This window comes from Paenibacillus sp. SAF-068 (assembly GCF_051967555.1).
Classification (GTDB): Bacteria; Bacillota; Bacilli; order Paenibacillales; family Paenibacillaceae; genus Paenibacillus.
This window is the reverse complement of record NZ_JBQCJX010000001.1, coordinates 20,611-37,665: the sequence shown is the minus strand read 5'-3', so window position 1 is coordinate 37,665 and position 17,055 is coordinate 20,611. Positions and strand designations below refer to the sequence as shown.

Below are 17,055 nucleotides of genomic sequence, written 5' to 3'. Positions count from 1 at the left end.
TGTTCTCCTCCTTCATTGCTCTCTACCACAGACGTCCGGCAAGCATTGTAAAACGGATAAACACCACGTTATCGCCGTCCTGTATCACCATGGATTGGTCCAGTTCCTGCAATTCTTCATCGTTGAGAAACACTTTGTACAACCCATCCTCATAAGCGGTTATTGCCGTCTCCATCGCACCATTCAGATCAGGAACGCCCTCATTGTATACTGCGCCAAATCCAACTTTCCCCGCCGCTCCCTGCTTCTCAATATTATCCGGCATCAGATAGGTGAGTAATTCTGCCTGTTGCTTCTTGTCCTGAAGAGCTTTCACTTGCAGAGCCACCATGTTCTCAATGAGCTGCCTTAGCGTATGGGTTGTTTCCGGAAGTTCGGCAGCTTGCTTGGCAAGTGCCGGCTTGCGCTTACCCAGACTTTTTACCGTTATCCATACGTTCACCGTCTTCCCCCCTCTGTCCTGCCCTATTAGAAGAAGCTTCCATAAGCCCCGATATCTATACCACGATGCGTAATAACCTAAACCCGAATGAATATCTGTCTCAAAACAAAATTAAAAATACGTACATATGTACCCCTAATGAACATCATAACTAAAATTCAGTATATATTCATGAGTCAATCCTCATGTTTACGTGGAACCACGGAACTATGACATACTTGCATACATATACGCAAAAAAAGCCGCCCCGTCTCATGTAACCATGGGACTGGGCGGCCGCTTAGCTATCATAAGAGCAACTTATGACACCTGGTAACCTGTAATCTGAACTCTGTACGAATTATCTGACCAATCGTAACGCTCGAATGCTTACGGCTGCTGTCTTGAACCCAGGCATACGGCAGAACGGGTCCAACTCCGGTCTGGTCGCCCGATTCACATTCTGAGCGCCGCCCCAATGCATCGGCACGAACAAGGTATCCTCCCGAATCGAATCTTTGATGCGCGAACGAACCGCGAAGCTCCCATACACCGATTGAATCTCTACCCATTCTCCATCTTGAATACGATGACGCGCAGCGGTAGCCGGGTGAAGTTCAACAAAGTTCTCCAATTCACGGGCAGCGAGAGACGGGCTGCGATGTGTCTGCACCCCTGTAAGATAATGAGGAAGCACACGGCCATTGGTTAGAATCAGGGGGAATTCCGGCGATGTATCATTCCAGCCCGGACTTGATTCGAATGTAAATGCCGCTTTACCATCGGGGTGGGCGAATCGTTCAATGAACAGTAGTCCTTCTCCCTGCTCCTTCGGGGCAGAACACGGCCAGTATACCCCTTTCTCGTTACGCAAACGCTCATAGGTAATGCCGTAGTAATCCGCGACTCCCCCCCGACTGGCCACCCGAAGCTCATTAAAGATATCTTCAGCACTGTCATATTCAAAGGTAGAGGCTTTGCCCAATTGTGCAGCAATCCGGCATAATATAACCCAATCATCGAGCGTTTCTCCTGGTGCAGGTCGCCCCTGTTCACGGAGCAGAACACGCCCCTCCAGATTGGTCAGTGTGCCTTCATTCTCCATATAAGATGTAACCGGCAGAACCAGATCAGCCATTCGTGCTGTCTCGGACAAAAACATATCTGCCACGATCAGAAAATCCAGCTTGCGCAGACCTTCTTCCACCAAACGCACATTGGGATTGGATACAACCGGATTGGAGCCCATCACGAGTAATGCCCGAATCTCCTGATCATGAACCTTCTCCATCATCTCGTAGGCCGAGACCCCTTTACCTGGCAGACTTGCGGGGTCCACGCCCCAGACGGATGCCACATAGGCACGATCATCTTCATTTTCAATCGATCGATAACCCGGCAACTGGTCAGCCTTCTGCCCATGCTCCCGTCCACCCTGCCCATTTCCCTGACCTGTGATGGCACCATATCCACAGCCTTCTCGGCCAATTTTGCCAGTCGCTAATACCAGGTTGAGAAAATGTCTGACGGCCATATGCCCATCCGTCTGCTGCTCCACACCACGTGCTGTCATGATCATGCCTTTCTCAGCCTCACCATAAGCCATCGCTGCCTGACGAATTAAGGCCATATCCACCCCACACGCTTGTGCGGCCTGTTCGAGTTCCACGTCAGCCAATGCTTGTATCAATTGCTCGTAACCATGCGTTCGTTCGCCTATAAAATGAAGGTCTATCAATCCGGCATCCATAATCACCTTCAGCAGGGTATCCGCCAGCAGTGCATCCATGCCAGGTTTCACCTGCAAGTGAAGATCGGCGATAGCCGCGGTTGCCGTCTTGCGTGGATCAATAACGATAATGAAGGCTCCATTCTCCTTCGCCTGATTAAAGTACGGCAAGAGAGTAGGTTGGCATTCTGCAATATTCGTACCTGCGAGTACGATGCAGCCTGCCTTGGGAATATCGGACAGGCGGAACGTCAATCCACGGTCCATCCCGAACACCTTACTGCCAGCTGAAGCCGCAGCTGACATGCAGAACCGTCCATTATAGTCGATGTACTTCGTACCCAATGCAACCCTTGCAAATTTGCCAAGGAGGTAGGCGGTCTCATTCGTCAAAGATCCGCCTCCGTATACTCCGACCGCATCTGCTCCATATGAATCTTTCAAGTCCTGAAACCGCTCTGCAATGGTCTGAATGGCCTCTTCCCAGGAACAGGATTCCAGCTCGCCATTGCGACGAATCAGCGGGTGCATTAATCGCTGTCTACTGAGCGCATGCTCATGGGCATTCATGCCCTTCACACACAGCCTGCCCTGAGAGGCTTCATTCGGAACTCCCTGGACCGTATATTCCGCTCGGCTGTGGCCTGCAACAGGCCCAGCCAGCTCTTCGACCTTCATCTTGCATTGCACACTGCAATATGGACATTGCGTTTCTTTCACATACAGCTTGGATGCCGCCATTTCCGAAGTTATCGATAATCCCATTTTCATCCCTGCCTTTCAGCTGTAATCGACCGATCCGTTTCAGATGGTGCCCTGCACCGCTGAAGATTCAAGAGATTGCTTCATGCTGGATGCTAAAGCTGCATCCAGCTCTTGATAATGAATCGCAACAAGTTCCTTCTGTAATTGGTCATCCAGCAGCGTTTCTCTAATCGACATGAATCCCATTCGCTCGGTCCATGCCCATAATGGCTCATCATACCAAGCCGTTTGGCGATACCACTGAAGACAGGCTGATGCAAGCATGGCCGCTTGCATCTCCGTCTCAGCCACCGCAAGCAGCCTGCCTTCCTTCACAGGGTGCTCTGCGTGACCACCTGCGTAGATCTCCCATCCAGCTGGTGAAGCCAATAAGCCGATATCCTGAACCAGTGCGCTCACCCATGATCCTGGTCCTGGTGCAACCCCTAGATTCACAGACGATGGCATCGCTGCACCGTTCCAAATCGTACGAAGCTTTGCTGCCAAGCCACTCGCATCCTTCGCATAGGATGAAAGCTTGGTCTGATCATCCCAACGCACCTGAACCTCCAAGTGACCCTCTATCTCATCATCTCTTGAAAGCTCAATCTGATTTCCATTTCGTACAACTGTCCAATACTCAGCAAGCGTGCTCTCTCTATCATTGATCAATCGATTGGATACCTGTAAGTAGTAATGAATCACAGGGCGACACACACTGCAGCCGTGCTCCGAACTCCAAGCCAGCTTCTGAAGGACCCCGGTGAGATCACCTGTTTCCCGAACTATAATATCAGCTAGCAATTCCTTCAGTTCTGCATGCCCTAGCTCCGTACAACTGCATACCGGCATTGGAACAGGTTTACCCGGTGCGGCTTCCACCCCAGTACCCCCGTTATTTTTTAGATTATGCGTGTGTTTCAACAGTGCAGCCACCATCGGGCGACAGCCACCGCATGAACCCGATGCCTTGGTCTGCTCCTTCACCTGATCTGCCGTTTCCAACCCATGTTCATGAATCGCCTTCATAATGGCAGCCTTGGTCACATTGTTGCAGGCACATACGGTCTCCTGAGACGGTAATGCGGCAGCGGCCATCTCAGCCGGATCAGGGCCCCCTTCACGCGGAGCCAATTCCGCTACATCCGCACCTCGTTGCACCAGTCCAAGCAATGCCGTTCCTTCGGTTGTATCTCCAAATAAAATGGCTCCACGCACTTTTCCAGCCTGCATCAACACTTTCTTATATGTGCCTTGAATGCCATCCAGATGTTGAATTGCGGTCTGCATGCCTTCCCCACCAATATCGCCTGCCGAGAAAACATCAACGCCTGATACCTTCAACTGTGAGTAGGGAATAGACCCTTTGTATTCAGACGTTTCCTGTCCACAGAGCGTACGGGCAAGCACCTTTCCTTGTTCGTATAAGGGGGCTACCAGACCATAACTGATTCCCCGATGTTCGGCACATTCCCCCACTGCGTATATATCCGGCACACTGGTGCGCATATAGTCATCTACCATAATTGCCCGATTGGTGGCGATTCCGCTGCGTCTGGCCAAATCCACATTTGGCCGAATTCCCACAGCGACAATGACAACCTGAGCTTCAAGCCTGGAACCATCGGTGAACAGCAGCCCCTGCGCCTGCGATCGTCCGGTAATTTTCTGCGTATTTTTGGACAAAAGAAAGTACATGCCCTGGTCTTCAAGCTCCTCCTGAAGCATCGCGGCGGCTTTTTGATCCAACTGTCGGTTCATAATGTAAGGTGCATTATGAACCACCACAGCTTCCATACCCAGATGCAGCAACCCGCGTGCAGCCTCCAGTCCCAGCAACCCACCACCAATGACTGCGGCCTTCCGGTAGACTTTGGAATAGTCAGACATTCGCGTACAATCATCCATGGTCCGGAAGGACATGACCCGCTCTTTATCCATTCCAGGAATCGGTGGGATAAACGGTGAGGAACCTGTGGCCAGAATCAGGACATCATACGTTTCCCTTAGGCCGGATTCAGTCTCTATATATTTTCCTCGGGTATCAATTCGGTGCACCGTTTCACCTGTACATAGCCGGATATGATGCTCGGCATACCAGCTCCAATCATTGATTATGATATCCTGTAACGAATGCTCCCCCTGCAATACTTTCGATAACATGATCCGATTGTAATTGGGACGGGGTTCATTGCCGTAGATGACAATCTCATACGTATCAGGCTCCAGTGCGATGATCTCTTCAACACACTTCACGCCAGCCATACCGTTCCCGATAATCACCAGTTTGCTTCTGCTCATGGGCTGCCCCCTATCTCTCTTATCTGAAAATAAACAGAAAAACCCCTTCTCCATCATTCGGAAAAGGGCACCGTTGCCTCCGGAATACACACGCCTTTGTGTGGATTCATATTAGATTCAGATTAAGGGAATCTCAATCTTGTGTCAACTAAATTAACACAAAACATTCGTAAATAGATAAAAAAATGAATTATTTAAAATTACGTGTAATTTTTGTTGACATACACATTTTTTCTTGCTTATAATTTGAATCAAAATCACAGTGCTGTGATCAACTCAGATGCGGGAACACAATGACGTGTACCGCCTGTCGGCAACGGGGCCGCAAATCGTTCTGAACTGGACGAATTGCGGCCTTTTTCTGCCTCAACAAGCACATAGACAAATGACGAAGATCTCAATTGGATGAGGAGCGATGATGGATGATGGAGAGCAAAAGTTTTTGGAAAAGCGGGCATAAGCCTACCCTCTTCGGGGCGTTTATGTATTTTGACATCAGTTTTATGATATGGGGGATGCTTGGTCCACTCGCAGTTGTGATTGCGTTGGATTATCCGATGACTCCGCTGGAAAAGGCCAATCTTGTGGCATTGCCTATCCTTGGCGGCTCCATTCTGCGCCTTGTGCTCGGCTTCATGTCTGATTATATTGGTCCGAAACTGACCGCGCAGATCGGGATGCTCGTCACACTCGTTCCTTTATTACTCGGCTGGCTATGGGTCGACTCTTTAAGTCAATTGTACGTGGTGGCACTCTTGCTCGGTGTCGCAGGTGCCTCCTTTGCTGCTGCGCTGCCGCTGGCTGGTCAATGGTATGGGAAAGAGCATCAGGGTCTTGCCATGGGTATTGCCGGGGCGGGTAACAGCGGAACCGTACTCGCGACGTTGTTTGCCAATCGCTTGGCAACGCATTTTGGCAGCTGGGAAGTTGTATTCGGACTTGCTATTATACCGATTGCTCTCGTATTTATTCTCTTTTCTGTCTTTGCCAAGAATAGCCCTAACCGGCCTGAACCCAAGAAATTGTCCCAATACGGAAGTCTGCTTAAACAAAAAGATGCTTGGGTATTCTGTGCCTTCTATTGTGTAACCTTTGGTGGTTTCGTTGGATTATGTAACTATCTAACCATCTTCTTCAACACCCAGTATGGACTTTCTCCTGTTCGAGCCGCAGATATTACCACCTTCTGTGTCATTGCAGGCAGCTTCTTCCGGCCTGTAGGGGGTTATCTGGCAGACAAAATTGGTGGAACCCGCATGCTGACTTTCCTTTATACAGGAGCCTGCGTCATGTTGATTGGAGTATCCTTCATGCCACCACTTCCTGTTGTAGTGGTCATGCTGTTCCTCGGTATGATGTGTTTGGGAGCTGGAAATGGATCCGTGTTCCAACTGGTTCCGCAACGCTTCGGTAACGAGATTGGCCTGATGACAGGCATTGTAGGCGCGGCTGGCGGGTTGGGCGGATACGCACTGCCGCTGATTCTCGGTCAACTGTATAGCAGCTACCAATCCTACACTCCAGGCTTCGTCATTCTTAGCCTGATTGCTGCAGCTTCCCTGTTCCTTGTTCTCTTCATGCAATCCCGCTGGCGTGTAAGCTGGTTGAGTCGGGGCAGCAAAGGCTTAGCGGAATCAACACCTCTCTCTTCGTAAGGCATGCAAACACTTGCCTGTTAATAGGGTTCCGTGATACGAATGATTCGCATATAACCAAAGGAACAGCGTGGCCTCACCAGGCTGCGCTGTTCCTTTGGTTATTTCAGCTGTTCTTTTAGCTTAAGAAGAATATTTTTGAAGAACAATCACCGCATTATGACCGCCAAAACCAAAGGAATTGGACATTCCAATCCGCAAATCTGCTCTTCTTGCCTCATTGGGTACATAGTCCAGATCACATTCAGGGTCACTCTGCTCCTGATTGATGGTTGGAGGAATGATGCCATGACGCAGGCTTTGAATAAGTGAGATCGCCTCCGCACCACCAGCTGCACCAAGCATATGTCCTGTCATGGACTTATTCGCTGTGACCGGAATATCATAGGCAGCTTCCCCGAAAAGTTGCTTAATCGCTCTCGTCTCAGAGAGATCGCCCGCCTCCGTACTGGTGGCATGAGCATTAATTACATCGATGTCTTCAGGTTCAATCTGAGCTTCTTTAAGCGCTGCTTTCATTGCCAGATATGCCCCCCGTCCTTCCGGGTGGGTTGCTACCATATGATATGCATCTGAACTGGCACCATATCCAATTACTTCGGCAAGAATATTTGCCCCTCGTTCCAGTGCATGAGATAGTGACTCAACAACCAGTATCCCAGCGCCCTCCGCCATGACAAAACCGTCTCTCCCCGCATCAAATGGACGGCTTGCTGCATGGAACGCTTCATTTCTTGTTGACAACGCTGTCGCATTACCGAAGCTTGCCAGTGACACTTCAGTTACAGCTGCCTCTGTCCCGCCAGCAATAATGACATCGGCTCCGCCATGACGAATGATCCGGAAAGCTTCTCCAATAGCTGTATTGCCAATGGAACAAGCGGTTACTGGCGACAATGTCGGCCCCCAGCAACCAAACCTCATGCTGACCATAGCCGCAGCCATATTGGATATCATCATGGGTACCAGTGTTGGACTGACTCGCGCAGGTCCCCGATCGGACAGGACTTTGCCTTGTTCCATCAATGTCTGGATTCCTCCTATACCTGAACCAATATATACACCTACCCGTTCACGGTCCAGTTCATCCATCACAAGACCCGATTGCGATATAGCCTGGTCCGCAGCAGCAACAGCAAATTGCACGAATCGATCCATACGCCTTGCTTCCTTGCGACCAAAACGCTCTTCACCATCAAAATCATGGACCACGCCAGCGATTCTGGTTTTGTACAAAGCTGCATCGAAATGCTCTATAGGTGATACACCTGATCTACCCTCAATTAATCCATTCCAGAATGTATCTACATCATTTCCCAAAGGGGAGATAACTCCCATACCTGTAATCACGACTCGTTCCATGTTCATTCTCCTTCAGCACGTTTGTCTACCTTAATCTTACGTTCTGACACTAATAGTGCACTTTTGAATATCCTATTACAAGTTGTCAATTATAATAGTATAATGACTACCATGATAACGAGAATTGAAGGTGATGAATTGAACTACGATGTCAGGTTACAGGCATTGTCCACTTTTCTGAAAACACAGCGTTCCAAAATTTCTCCCGAATCGGTCGGTTTACCCACTGGAAGTCGGAGAAGAACCCCTGGGCTGAGGAGAGAAGAGGTTTCCCAACTGGCAGGCGTGAGCACAACATGGTATACCTGGCTTGAACAAGGTCGGGATATTCAGGTCTCCCATTCCGTGTTGGATAACATTGCTTCAGCACTAAGGCTTACTGCAGATGAACGAAAGTATCTGTTTTCACTCGCCATGGAGCATCATACGGAACTGCCCACACTGGAAGAAGAACCGGTTCAACTTCATCCTTCCTTGCAGAAAATTTTACAAGAACTTCATCACTGCCCTACCGTGATCTCGGATCGGCGTTGTTACATTGTTGGCTGGAATGATGCAGCCCGGCATGTTTTTATGGATTTTGAACAGATTCCTCCCGAACAGCGGAATATGATCAGTCTGTTATTTGATCGAAAGGAATTTCGCAGGCTCGCGGTGAACTGGGAGGATTTTGTTAGCGGATTTCTGGCAATATTTCGTGCTTATTATGGTCAGTATGTGGATGATGAATGGTATAATTTATTTCTGGATGACATGATGAGCAGACATTCCGATTTTCAGACACTTTGGAAACAAAGCAGTGTCAGCAGTGCCCCGGATGTGTTAATTGAATTCAGACATTCCAAAGCAGGCAAAATGCTGTTTGATCTGACCTCATTGCAGGTTAAAGGCAGCTCTGATCTGCGTTGCAGTGTGTATACCCCAGCTCCAGACACCGCTACCGAACGTAAACTGATGCGCTTGATCGAGCGTGAAGCGAATTCATATCTTGCTAAGAATTAACTTAGAATCTCTCAGGCCTTACCCAGTCATATCAGCATTCGGACACCCTCATGTTGCAAATTTTAATTATCAGGGTATACATGATCAAGTATATTAAGCTAACCCATGGATCTTAGTCCTTCTACATGAAGGGGATTCAGAAAGGAATATCATGACCAAAGTGCTTATCATAGAGGACGACAATATGTTAGGCGATACATTATCCCTATATTTACAAGGTGAAGGGTATGATGTTATCCGTGTCGATAACGCAAGAGATGGTCTTCTACAGCTTCAAGCGCGGCCTGATATCCTGCTTCTTGACTTGATGCTCCCTGATTCGGATAATCAAAATCCTTGTTCTCTCATGCGTCAACATACCCCCATTCCCATCATCGTTATCTCTTCGTTAACCGAAGTTTCTGAACGGATTCGCTCATTAACGGATGGGGCTGATGACTATGTCTGTAAACCTTTCAGCATGCAGGAGCTAAAAGCACGTATGGAGGCTGTATTGCGCCGCTACTCCATATTGAACAGCTCTGTTGTTACCGAACAGGAAACCGGAATATCTCTCGACCTGGCCCGAAGAATCGTTCTGTTGAATAACGAGCGAGTCGAAATGACGTTCTCCGAATTTGAGATCATGAAGCTGTTTGTCCTCAATCCTGGCAAGGTGTACAGTCGGTATGCCCTGATTGAAGCCATTCGTGGTACGGATGCCTACATTAATGATCGCACCATCGATGTACATATTACCAAACTTCGTAAAAAAATCGAGGACAACCCGAAAAACCCCCAATATATTCAAACCATTTGGGGGGTCGGATATAAGTTCACACCTTAAAGCAGCACAGCTTCATTTAGGTCACCATGTCACCATGGCAGGGAGCCAGTGATGATATCAATCTCTTGTTGCACCTTCTCCAACACCGAATTTAGTTCCTCTTCTTCAAATACCGGACGGGACAAGAACGATTCCAATTGAAGAACCAGACGTAACAGGTCCACTGCATGCAGATTGGCAGCTACACCTCGGAGTGAATGGACGTTGCGGATCACTGCAGCAATCTGCTGCTGCTGAAGCTGAGTCTTGAGTTTCTTCTGAAATGATCCATACTCCACTCTGAATCTCGTGAGTGCATACTGCAGAATATACGGCTTGCCGTCCATCTGATTGATCGCCTTTTCCACATCAATTCCATTGATTTTCCTTATTCCTTTTAGATCAATCCATATTGCCATTATGTCTGCAATCTGTTGTTCATCTATGGGCTTCGTCAGGATGGCATTCATGCCCGCTTCAAGATATGATTCATAGTCTTTCTTTAAACCATTTGCTGTAAGCGCAATAATGGGTGTACGATCATATTCCCTCATCTTGCGAATGTGTCGCACGGCATCCATTCCATTCATGTCTGGCATGTAGAGATCCATCAGAATAAGTTCCCATGCTTGTTCGTTCAATTTCTTCAAAACCTCTGTGCCACTGTCTGCCAGGGTCACTTCGAATCCGATATGTTCCAGCATGGCCCGAATAGCCAATTGATTGATTTCATGATCTTCCGCTATCAGAATGTGTCCTTTCGAGTTCGGTGAATAGGAATCCTCGCCGTCTACCATCTGATGCTTCTCCAGCGGTCCTTCACCCTGAAGGGCAAGTATGACTTCAAATAATCCCAGACGTGTAATGGGTTTGACCATCATCATGTCCAGTTGAATGGATTTCTCCTCACTCCAGAGGGCATTCTCACTGAGCGCATGCGTATAACCTACCACCTGAACTTTTGTTCGATCTAATCGCTTGATCAGGTTGTCCCAGGTTGAATCATTACGTACGTGTTCTGCATCCATATCGATCATAAATAATATCGAACCTATCCCCTCCGCATCAGCTATACTCCAATCGCTCTCCATCATAGGCTTCAACGCAGGATACAGTTTCGACTTCATCCCGAATGAGTAGAGTATCTGCTTCAGATTTTCGCCCATTCGTTCATCTTCTTCAATAATAATGACGTCATGCGCACAATAGAGAAGGGGGTATGTTTGCAGGAAGGAACTTTCTTCTTCCGAATCTGCAAGTTCAAATATCAAGTCGAATGAAAACAGACTGTACTCTCCCAGCACACTATCCACCCGCAAGTTTCCTCCCAAGGATGTCACCAGAAGGTAACAGATGACCAGCCCGAGTCCAGAACCACCATATGTTCGATACGTTGAAGGCTCTGCTTGAGTAAACGGGACAAACAGCCGCTCCAGTTGCTCGGGTGAAATTCCAATTCCGGTATCCTCTATCTCAAAACGAACCTGAACCCGCTCCGCCTCCAATGAGAGCACCTCTGCCTTCAGCGTTACATAGCCATGCTCCGTAAATTTAATCGCATTACTCAGCAGATTCAATAACACCTGTTCAAGTCGGAATGGATCACCTATCACCGTTAACGGCAGATCGGGATCGGTTGTAAAGATCACTTCGATATCTTTATTTCCGATAGCTACGCCAACCTGATCTGCCACACGCTTAAACACATCCTCTGGTGAGAAAGAAATCTGTTCCAAAATCAGCTTGCCTGCCTCAATTTTTGAAAAATCAAGAATATCATTCACAAGAGTAAGCAGGGTTTGAGAGGAAGCATTGATTTTACTCAAATAATCCTTTTGTTGTGGGGATAGATCCGTACGTTGAAGCAACAGCGAAAAGCTGATAATGCCGCTCAGTGGGGTACGAATCTCGTGACTCATGAATGCAAGAAACTCGCTTTTCGCCCGGCTTGCTTTGTCAGCCTTCACACGATTATACTGATCCGAAATATCATGAATCACTGCCTTAACTTTTTCACATGGATTTAGTGTTTTAACAGGGTATAGATGAACCCGAACATGCTTCTCATGACCTTCTCCAACAATAAAACTCAGTTCCGTATCTTGAACTAAATTATGATGCAAGGCTTTTTGGAAAATGAAAAACCAATTCTCCTGCTGCTCAATGAACAACAATTCTTCAAGCTGACGACCAATCACTTCCTGCCTATTCAGACCCAGAACATCCAGAAATTTCTGATTAACCGACACAATACATCGGTTGCTGTCCATACCGACCAACCAGTCTGCAGACACTCGCTCAAGTGTTCGATATCTCTCTTCGCTTTCTTGAATCCTGCGTTTAACTGCTCTGTGTTCCGTGATATCAAGTCCATACCCTACGACATATTTCACCACACCCTCTTCTCGCAGAGGACGGATTTTCACCAGCGAGTAGTAACCTTCATGCTCAATCTCGTAAAAAAAAGATTCACCTTCCCATGCCCGGTTGAACTGCTTTCGCAGAAACTCTACCTTCTCCTTAGGGATAATATTCAAAGCGCCCAGTTTGTAATTTTGCTTCAGATTACTCATATCCAAACCCAGGCGAGAGAGCATCTCTCCTTCAAGCAAAAGGTATTCGAATTTTCCATTATGTTTTCGAATTTTAAAAGTAAAACCAGGCTGCATACGAAGCATTTCGAGCATCTCCTGATCCCTTTGAATGACCAAATGTCTATATCGATGATTTTGATTCAGATAGTATAGAAATAGAACAACCGCCAAGAGGCAAATACACTGAAATAGCAGAATTATCCCCAGAATAGCAAGCGAAGGAGAATATGTCTTCACCACAATCGACTCATATACAGTAGTTAGCAGCAAAGCTCCCAATACCCACTTGAGTGTAAATCTCCTAATATATTTGAAACTCAAACCTATCGCGACAACAAACATCATCTCTAGCAATGCATACTGCCCGTTCTCAAACAAAGGGTTAACCCCCATGTTAATACGGAAAATCCACATGCCTGCATAAGTAGCAAATGCGGAAACAAATCCACCAAAATAAGCGGCTAATAGATAAACAATGGCTCTAAAATTCAACATGGTACCATCGCTCAATACGATATAAAAGTAATATAAAGCGGTACCCAACATGCTCAGCGTAATACCGATAATGATCCGAGTCGTGATCGTAGATGAACGCGTAGCATTGGTTTGGTTCAGATAGTGATGAATCAGAAAAACAAAGATCAAAATCAGCGTGTAATTTAATACAAGATCGCGTAGCAAATGGTCACCGTCCACATTACGAATTCAGGAATTCATGCATTCAATGAATATTGCCGGATTCACGGTCGCAGTTCCCCAGTATACAGATCATAGTATGCCGGGCTCCCTTATTCAATCGACGATTTGGACCATATTTATGAAAATATCCGTTCCATTCAGCTAACATACACTTATCGCAAGATAACGTTTTTTTCTCATGAAAGTTCATCATTAAATATGCTGATATAAAAGAGAGAATCATCCAAATGTACCGATGTAATCGTTACTTGGGCTTCCCACACTTCCTGATTAGCCTTTATTAATTGGGCTACGCCAGACCAGGTCTGATTTCCTCTCCAGTGGGTATCCATTAGCAATCGGGCAGGCTGACCTATGGTGCTCTCCCGTGAGAATCCTGTCTTCGTTACATAAACAGAATTCACATCCAGAATCACACCCTCCTCATCTGTAATCATGACCGCATCCGTTAAGAGTAAGAAGGCTCTGAGTTCTAGTTGCATGGTTATCCACTCCCCCGATGAACATGATGTGAAGCCATTTCTGTGCGATAATCTCTTCTACGATCCCGTTTAATACTTAAACTGTCTGATAAGCCGCTGCAGCTCTTCAGCCAGGGTAGACAGGCCACGAGCTGAAGCAGAGATCTGCTCCATCGCTGCCAGTTGCTCCTCTGAGGAAGCGGCCACTTCTTCGGAAGTTGCGGCGTTACCTGACGCAATACCTGCCAACTCATTGGACACGGCAGTTACTTCTTGTACACCTGCTGTAATCTCTTGTGACGTAGCTGCAATCTCTTCGATCTGTGGTGTCGTTTCACGCATGCTATCCAGAATGCGTTCAAACTTTCGAATCGCTTCTGTAGAGATTTCCATGCCCTCTCCAACCTCTGAAGTCACTTTCGCCATCATGCGAACGGAAGCAGCCATATTTTCCTGTACCGCCGTAGTCAGCACGGTAATTTCATTGACAGACTGTCCGGATTGCTCTGCCAACTTGCGAACCTCTGTTGCTACAACGGCGAACCCATTGCCATGTGTACCTGCCCGAGCAGCTTCAATGGATGCATTCAGCGCGAGCAGGTTTGTCTGCTTGGCTATATTTCCGATTAACTCCGTGATCGCGGAAATTTGGTGTGATCGTTCATATAACGCCTGAATCATTTGGTTGGTCTGCTCTACCGTCTCTTGAATCGATTGCATCTGGCTCACTGTCTGCTTGACGGTGTTGCCGCCTTCTTCTGCTTGTACGGTTGTATGTTTCGCCAGATCAGCAACATGTATGGAACGTTCGGCGATTCTTGTGATGCCAATTGTAATTTCATTCATGGCCTGATGGTTATGTTCAATGCCCTGGGTCTGTTTCTCTGCACCACTCGCAATTTCCTGAATGGCTCTGGCTACCTGCTCACTGGCTGCACTGGTTGATTCCGCACTCTGAGTCATTTCATCCGACGAGATAACGACCTGACTGGCGCTGTTCTCCACATTCTGAATCAACACACGGAGATTACTCTGCATCTTGCCAAAAGCTTCACTAAGCTCACCAATCTCATCATTGCTTGTGTTTGTAATGGTCTGAGTGAGATCCCCTTCACTCACCTGAATCGCCTGATCCTTCAACTGACGGATCGGTTTAATAATCGATCGCATCACCAGCCAGATGACCATAATTCCGATAACGAGACAGGAAACAATGACAATAATCATGCGATTCAGTATGGGCGCAGCTGCATCGTCCACCTCAGAGGAGAACATGGTGCCCGCGACTTTCCATCCCGTAGATGCATTCGTGGCGTAATACATGACCTTATCAACCTGATCAAAAGTATAGTTGAAGTTGCCGGATTCATTCGTATACACTTGTGTCCAAAAATCTTCTGTTGCATCTGTACCGGGTTGTACCGTCGGATGATAGATATATTTTTCGCTGGCATCCAGGAGAATCAGATACCCCTGTTCTCCTACTTTAATGCCGCTCACCAATTTACTAATGTTCGTCAAATTAAGATCCAGCTGAACTACACCTGATTGGTCATTCAGTGCCTTGGCAATCGTGATGGTGATCTCATTCGTCTCGGCAGAAATATAAGGATCTGTAACAATCACCTGCTGTGGCGTACCCATTGCTTCCGTGTACCATGGTCTGGTTCGCGGATCATAATCCTTGGGCATCTCCGCATCAGAGGACATCAGATACACACCCGCTTCTGTACCCACACCTATGGTGATAATATCTGTGTTCTGCGCAGCGTAACCCTTCAACTCGTTCACGACCCGAACTTCAGCATCTTCTTGACGCAACTGCTCTGCAAGTGTACTCGCATAATATTCAATGTGGTCCCGCTTGGCATTGATTGAGAGATCAATTGTCGCACTGGCTAGATTAACGTTTTCCATCGCACTATGTAAAATTTGATTCTCCACTTCATCTCTTGCACTGTTATACGACAACACGCCAATACTTAACGAAGGAATAGCCAGGAAAGCAATAAAGGACACCACCAGCTTCGTTTTAAAGTTGTTCTGCATCTTGTTGAACCAGGTCGATTTGTTATTTTTTCGGGACAAATTTCTCTACCTCTTCCAGATTAATTTTAGTTTTACTTGTTATAACTTATAACGAGCAAACCATCTTTATAAAAACTAGGTCTCACTTCTTGTAAAAAACGCTTTTCACACTAAAAAGCATGTTTAAATCTCTTTATTTATAATTCTAAAGAACTATTTTCAAACAAATTATACGAAAAAACTATTAAATAAAGTATTCCGGGGATATGACCAAATTGTTAACTTTCTAAACAATTGTTAATAGCCAGCGGATGACAAAAAAAGATCCGAGCGTTATCGCTCAGATCTCAAAGGCCGTTCATATTAGGCTACATATTCTACTATTCAAATGCCGGGATTGCGATATCTGCATATTTCTCTTCGAAGAAAGCTTTGACTTCAGGACCTGCCATACGCTTGGCCAGCTTCTGGATAGCTTCAGAGTCCTTGTTATCCTCACGGGCTACCAGGGTGATCGCAAAATGGGAGTCATCCTTCTCGGTTAACAATGCATCTTTTTTAGGAGTAAGACCCAGCGGACTGGCATATGCAGGTGTCATGGCTACCAGATCAGCATCATCCATCATGCGAGCCAGCATCAGCAAGTCCACTTCCTTGAACTTGAAGTTCTTCGTATTTTCGGTGATGTCCGCCTGAGTGGCATTAAAACCTACGCCTTCTTTCAGCTTAATCAATCCATTTTGCTCCAGCATCACAAGAGAGCGACCAATGTTGGAAGGATCGTTCGCAATTGCAATGGTTGCACCTTCTGGCAATTCCTCAATGGATTTGTACTTTTTGGAGTAGCCGCCATATATCGCATTGTAGATGGGTTGCACTGCAACCAGATTCGCATTGTTTGCTTCATTATATTGAGTCATGTAAGGCACATGCTGGAAGAAGTTCGCATCCACTTCCTTGTTCGCCAGTGCCGTATTCGGCTGAACGTTATCGGATAATACAACCACTTCCAGGTTGACGCCATCTTCCTTCAATAGCGGTTTAACAATATCCAGTACATCTGTCATCGGTGGAATCAACGTGGCTACTTTCAGTGTAACTTCTTGTGCAGCTTGTGTATCTTCTTTCGTTCCTTCAGCCGCAGGTGTTTCTTCTTTTTTGCCACAAGCAGCTACGACCAGCATTACTGCAAGCAACATCAGTATCATTTTTGCTTTCATTATAAAGTTTACCCCTCATCCTGTAATCTGTATT

General features: G+C 46.8%; 11 protein-coding genes. 3 read left to right on the top strand and 8 right to left on the bottom strand.

Annotated elements, in window-relative coordinates; genetic code table 11:
* Positions 1-22: 22 nt before the first annotated feature.
* The 3 genes from ACTHPG_RS00165 to nirB all read right to left on the bottom strand — a co-directional run bounded on the left by ACTHPG_RS00165 (position 23) and on the right by nirB (position 5,195).
* Entirely contained in the window at positions 23-442 is a 420-nt protein-coding gene (locus ACTHPG_RS00165; RefSeq protein ID WP_440387006.1) for a hypothetical protein, read from the bottom strand.
* Between the two features lie 340 nt (positions 443-782).
* The gene (gene nasC, locus ACTHPG_RS00160) at positions 783-2,915 is read right to left on the bottom strand and encodes an assimilatory nitrate reductase catalytic subunit NasC (protein ID WP_440387004.1); all 2,133 of its coding nucleotides are present in this window, start codon (positions 2,913-2,915) and stop codon (positions 783-785) included.
* A gap of 39 nt (positions 2,916-2,954) precedes the next feature.
* Entirely contained in the window at positions 2,955-5,195 is a 2,241-nt protein-coding gene (gene nirB, locus ACTHPG_RS00155; RefSeq protein WP_440387003.1) for a nitrite reductase large subunit NirB, read from the bottom strand.
* 425 nt (positions 5,196-5,620) lie between these two features.
* Here nirB and ACTHPG_RS00150 point away from each other — a divergent pair, with 425 nt between their 5' ends.
* The gene (locus ACTHPG_RS00150) at positions 5,621-6,850 is read left to right on the top strand and encodes a nitrate/nitrite transporter (RefSeq protein ID WP_440390054.1); all 1,230 of its coding nucleotides are present in this window, start codon (positions 5,621-5,623) and stop codon (positions 6,848-6,850) included.
* A 123-nt stretch (positions 6,851-6,973) separates the two neighbouring features.
* Here the strand turns inward: ACTHPG_RS00150 and fabF are convergent, their stop codons facing one another.
* Positions 6,974-8,212, bottom strand: coding sequence for a beta-ketoacyl-ACP synthase II (gene fabF, locus ACTHPG_RS00145; RefSeq protein ID WP_440387002.1), 1,239 nt, complete (start codon positions 8,210-8,212; stop codon positions 6,974-6,976).
* 138 nt (positions 8,213-8,350) lie between these two features.
* On the opposite strand from fabF, the gene ACTHPG_RS00140 reads away from it, so the two are divergent.
* Positions 8,351-9,214, top strand: coding sequence for a helix-turn-helix transcriptional regulator (locus tag ACTHPG_RS00140; protein WP_440390052.1), 864 nt, complete (start codon positions 8,351-8,353; stop codon positions 9,212-9,214).
* A gap of 151 nt (positions 9,215-9,365) precedes the next feature.
* Positions 9,366-10,040 (top strand): response regulator transcription factor, encoded by a 675-nt coding sequence (locus tag ACTHPG_RS00135; RefSeq protein ID WP_440387001.1) that lies wholly within the window; start codon positions 9,366-9,368, stop codon positions 10,038-10,040.
* Between the two features lie 29 nt (positions 10,041-10,069).
* Here ACTHPG_RS00135 and ACTHPG_RS00130 read toward each other — a convergent pair whose 3' ends face one another.
* The 4 genes from ACTHPG_RS00130 to ACTHPG_RS00115 all read right to left on the bottom strand — a co-directional run bounded on the left by ACTHPG_RS00130 (position 10,070) and on the right by ACTHPG_RS00115 (position 17,021).
* Positions 10,070-13,294, bottom strand: a complete 3,225-nt coding sequence (locus ACTHPG_RS00130; protein WP_440387000.1) for a response regulator — start codon at positions 13,292-13,294, stop codon at positions 10,070-10,072.
* A gap of 194 nt (positions 13,295-13,488) precedes the next feature.
* Positions 13,489-13,794 carry a PAS domain-containing protein gene (locus tag ACTHPG_RS00125; protein ID WP_440386999.1) on the bottom strand — a complete coding sequence of 102 codons (306 nt, stop codon included), beginning with the start codon at positions 13,792-13,794 and terminating at the stop codon, positions 13,489-13,491.
* A 69-nt stretch (positions 13,795-13,863) separates the two neighbouring features.
* Positions 13,864-15,822, bottom strand: a complete 1,959-nt coding sequence (locus ACTHPG_RS00120) for a methyl-accepting chemotaxis protein (protein WP_440390051.1) — start codon at positions 15,820-15,822, stop codon at positions 13,864-13,866.
* 359 nt (positions 15,823-16,181) lie between these two features.
* Complete coding sequence (locus ACTHPG_RS00115) at positions 16,182-17,021, bottom strand: MetQ/NlpA family ABC transporter substrate-binding protein (RefSeq protein ID WP_440386998.1); 840 nt, start codon at positions 17,019-17,021, stop codon at positions 16,182-16,184.
* Between the last annotated feature and the right edge of the window lie 34 nt (positions 17,022-17,055).

What these genes read in the sequence shown, in the direction of transcription:
- nasC (WP_440387004.1), bottom strand. Translation starts at nt 2,915, where the DNA reads ATGGGATTATCGATAACTTCGGAAATGGCGGCATCCAAGCTGTATGTG.
- nirB (WP_440387003.1), bottom strand. Translation starts at nt 5,195, where the DNA reads ATGAGCAGAAGCAAACTGGTGATTATCGGGAACGGTATGGCTGGCGTG.
- ACTHPG_RS00150 (WP_440390054.1), top strand. Translation starts at nt 5,621, where the DNA reads ATGGAGAGCAAAAGTTTTTGGAAAAGCGGGCATAAGCCTACCCTCTTC.
- fabF (WP_440387002.1), bottom strand. Translation starts at nt 8,212, where the DNA reads ATGGAACGAGTCGTGATTACAGGTATGGGAGTTATCTCCCCTTTGGGA.
- ACTHPG_RS00135 (WP_440387001.1), top strand. Translation starts at nt 9,366, where the DNA reads ATGACCAAAGTGCTTATCATAGAGGACGACAATATGTTAGGCGATACA.
- ACTHPG_RS00125 (WP_440386999.1), bottom strand. Translation starts at nt 13,794, where the DNA reads ATGCAACTAGAACTCAGAGCCTTCTTACTCTTAACGGATGCGGTCATG.
- ACTHPG_RS00120 (WP_440390051.1), bottom strand. Translation starts at nt 15,822, where the DNA reads ATGCAGAACAACTTTAAAACGAAGCTGGTGGTGTCCTTTATTGCTTTC.
- ACTHPG_RS00115 (WP_440386998.1), bottom strand. Translation starts at nt 17,021, where the DNA reads ATGAAAGCAAAAATGATACTGATGTTGCTTGCAGTAATGCTGGTCGTA.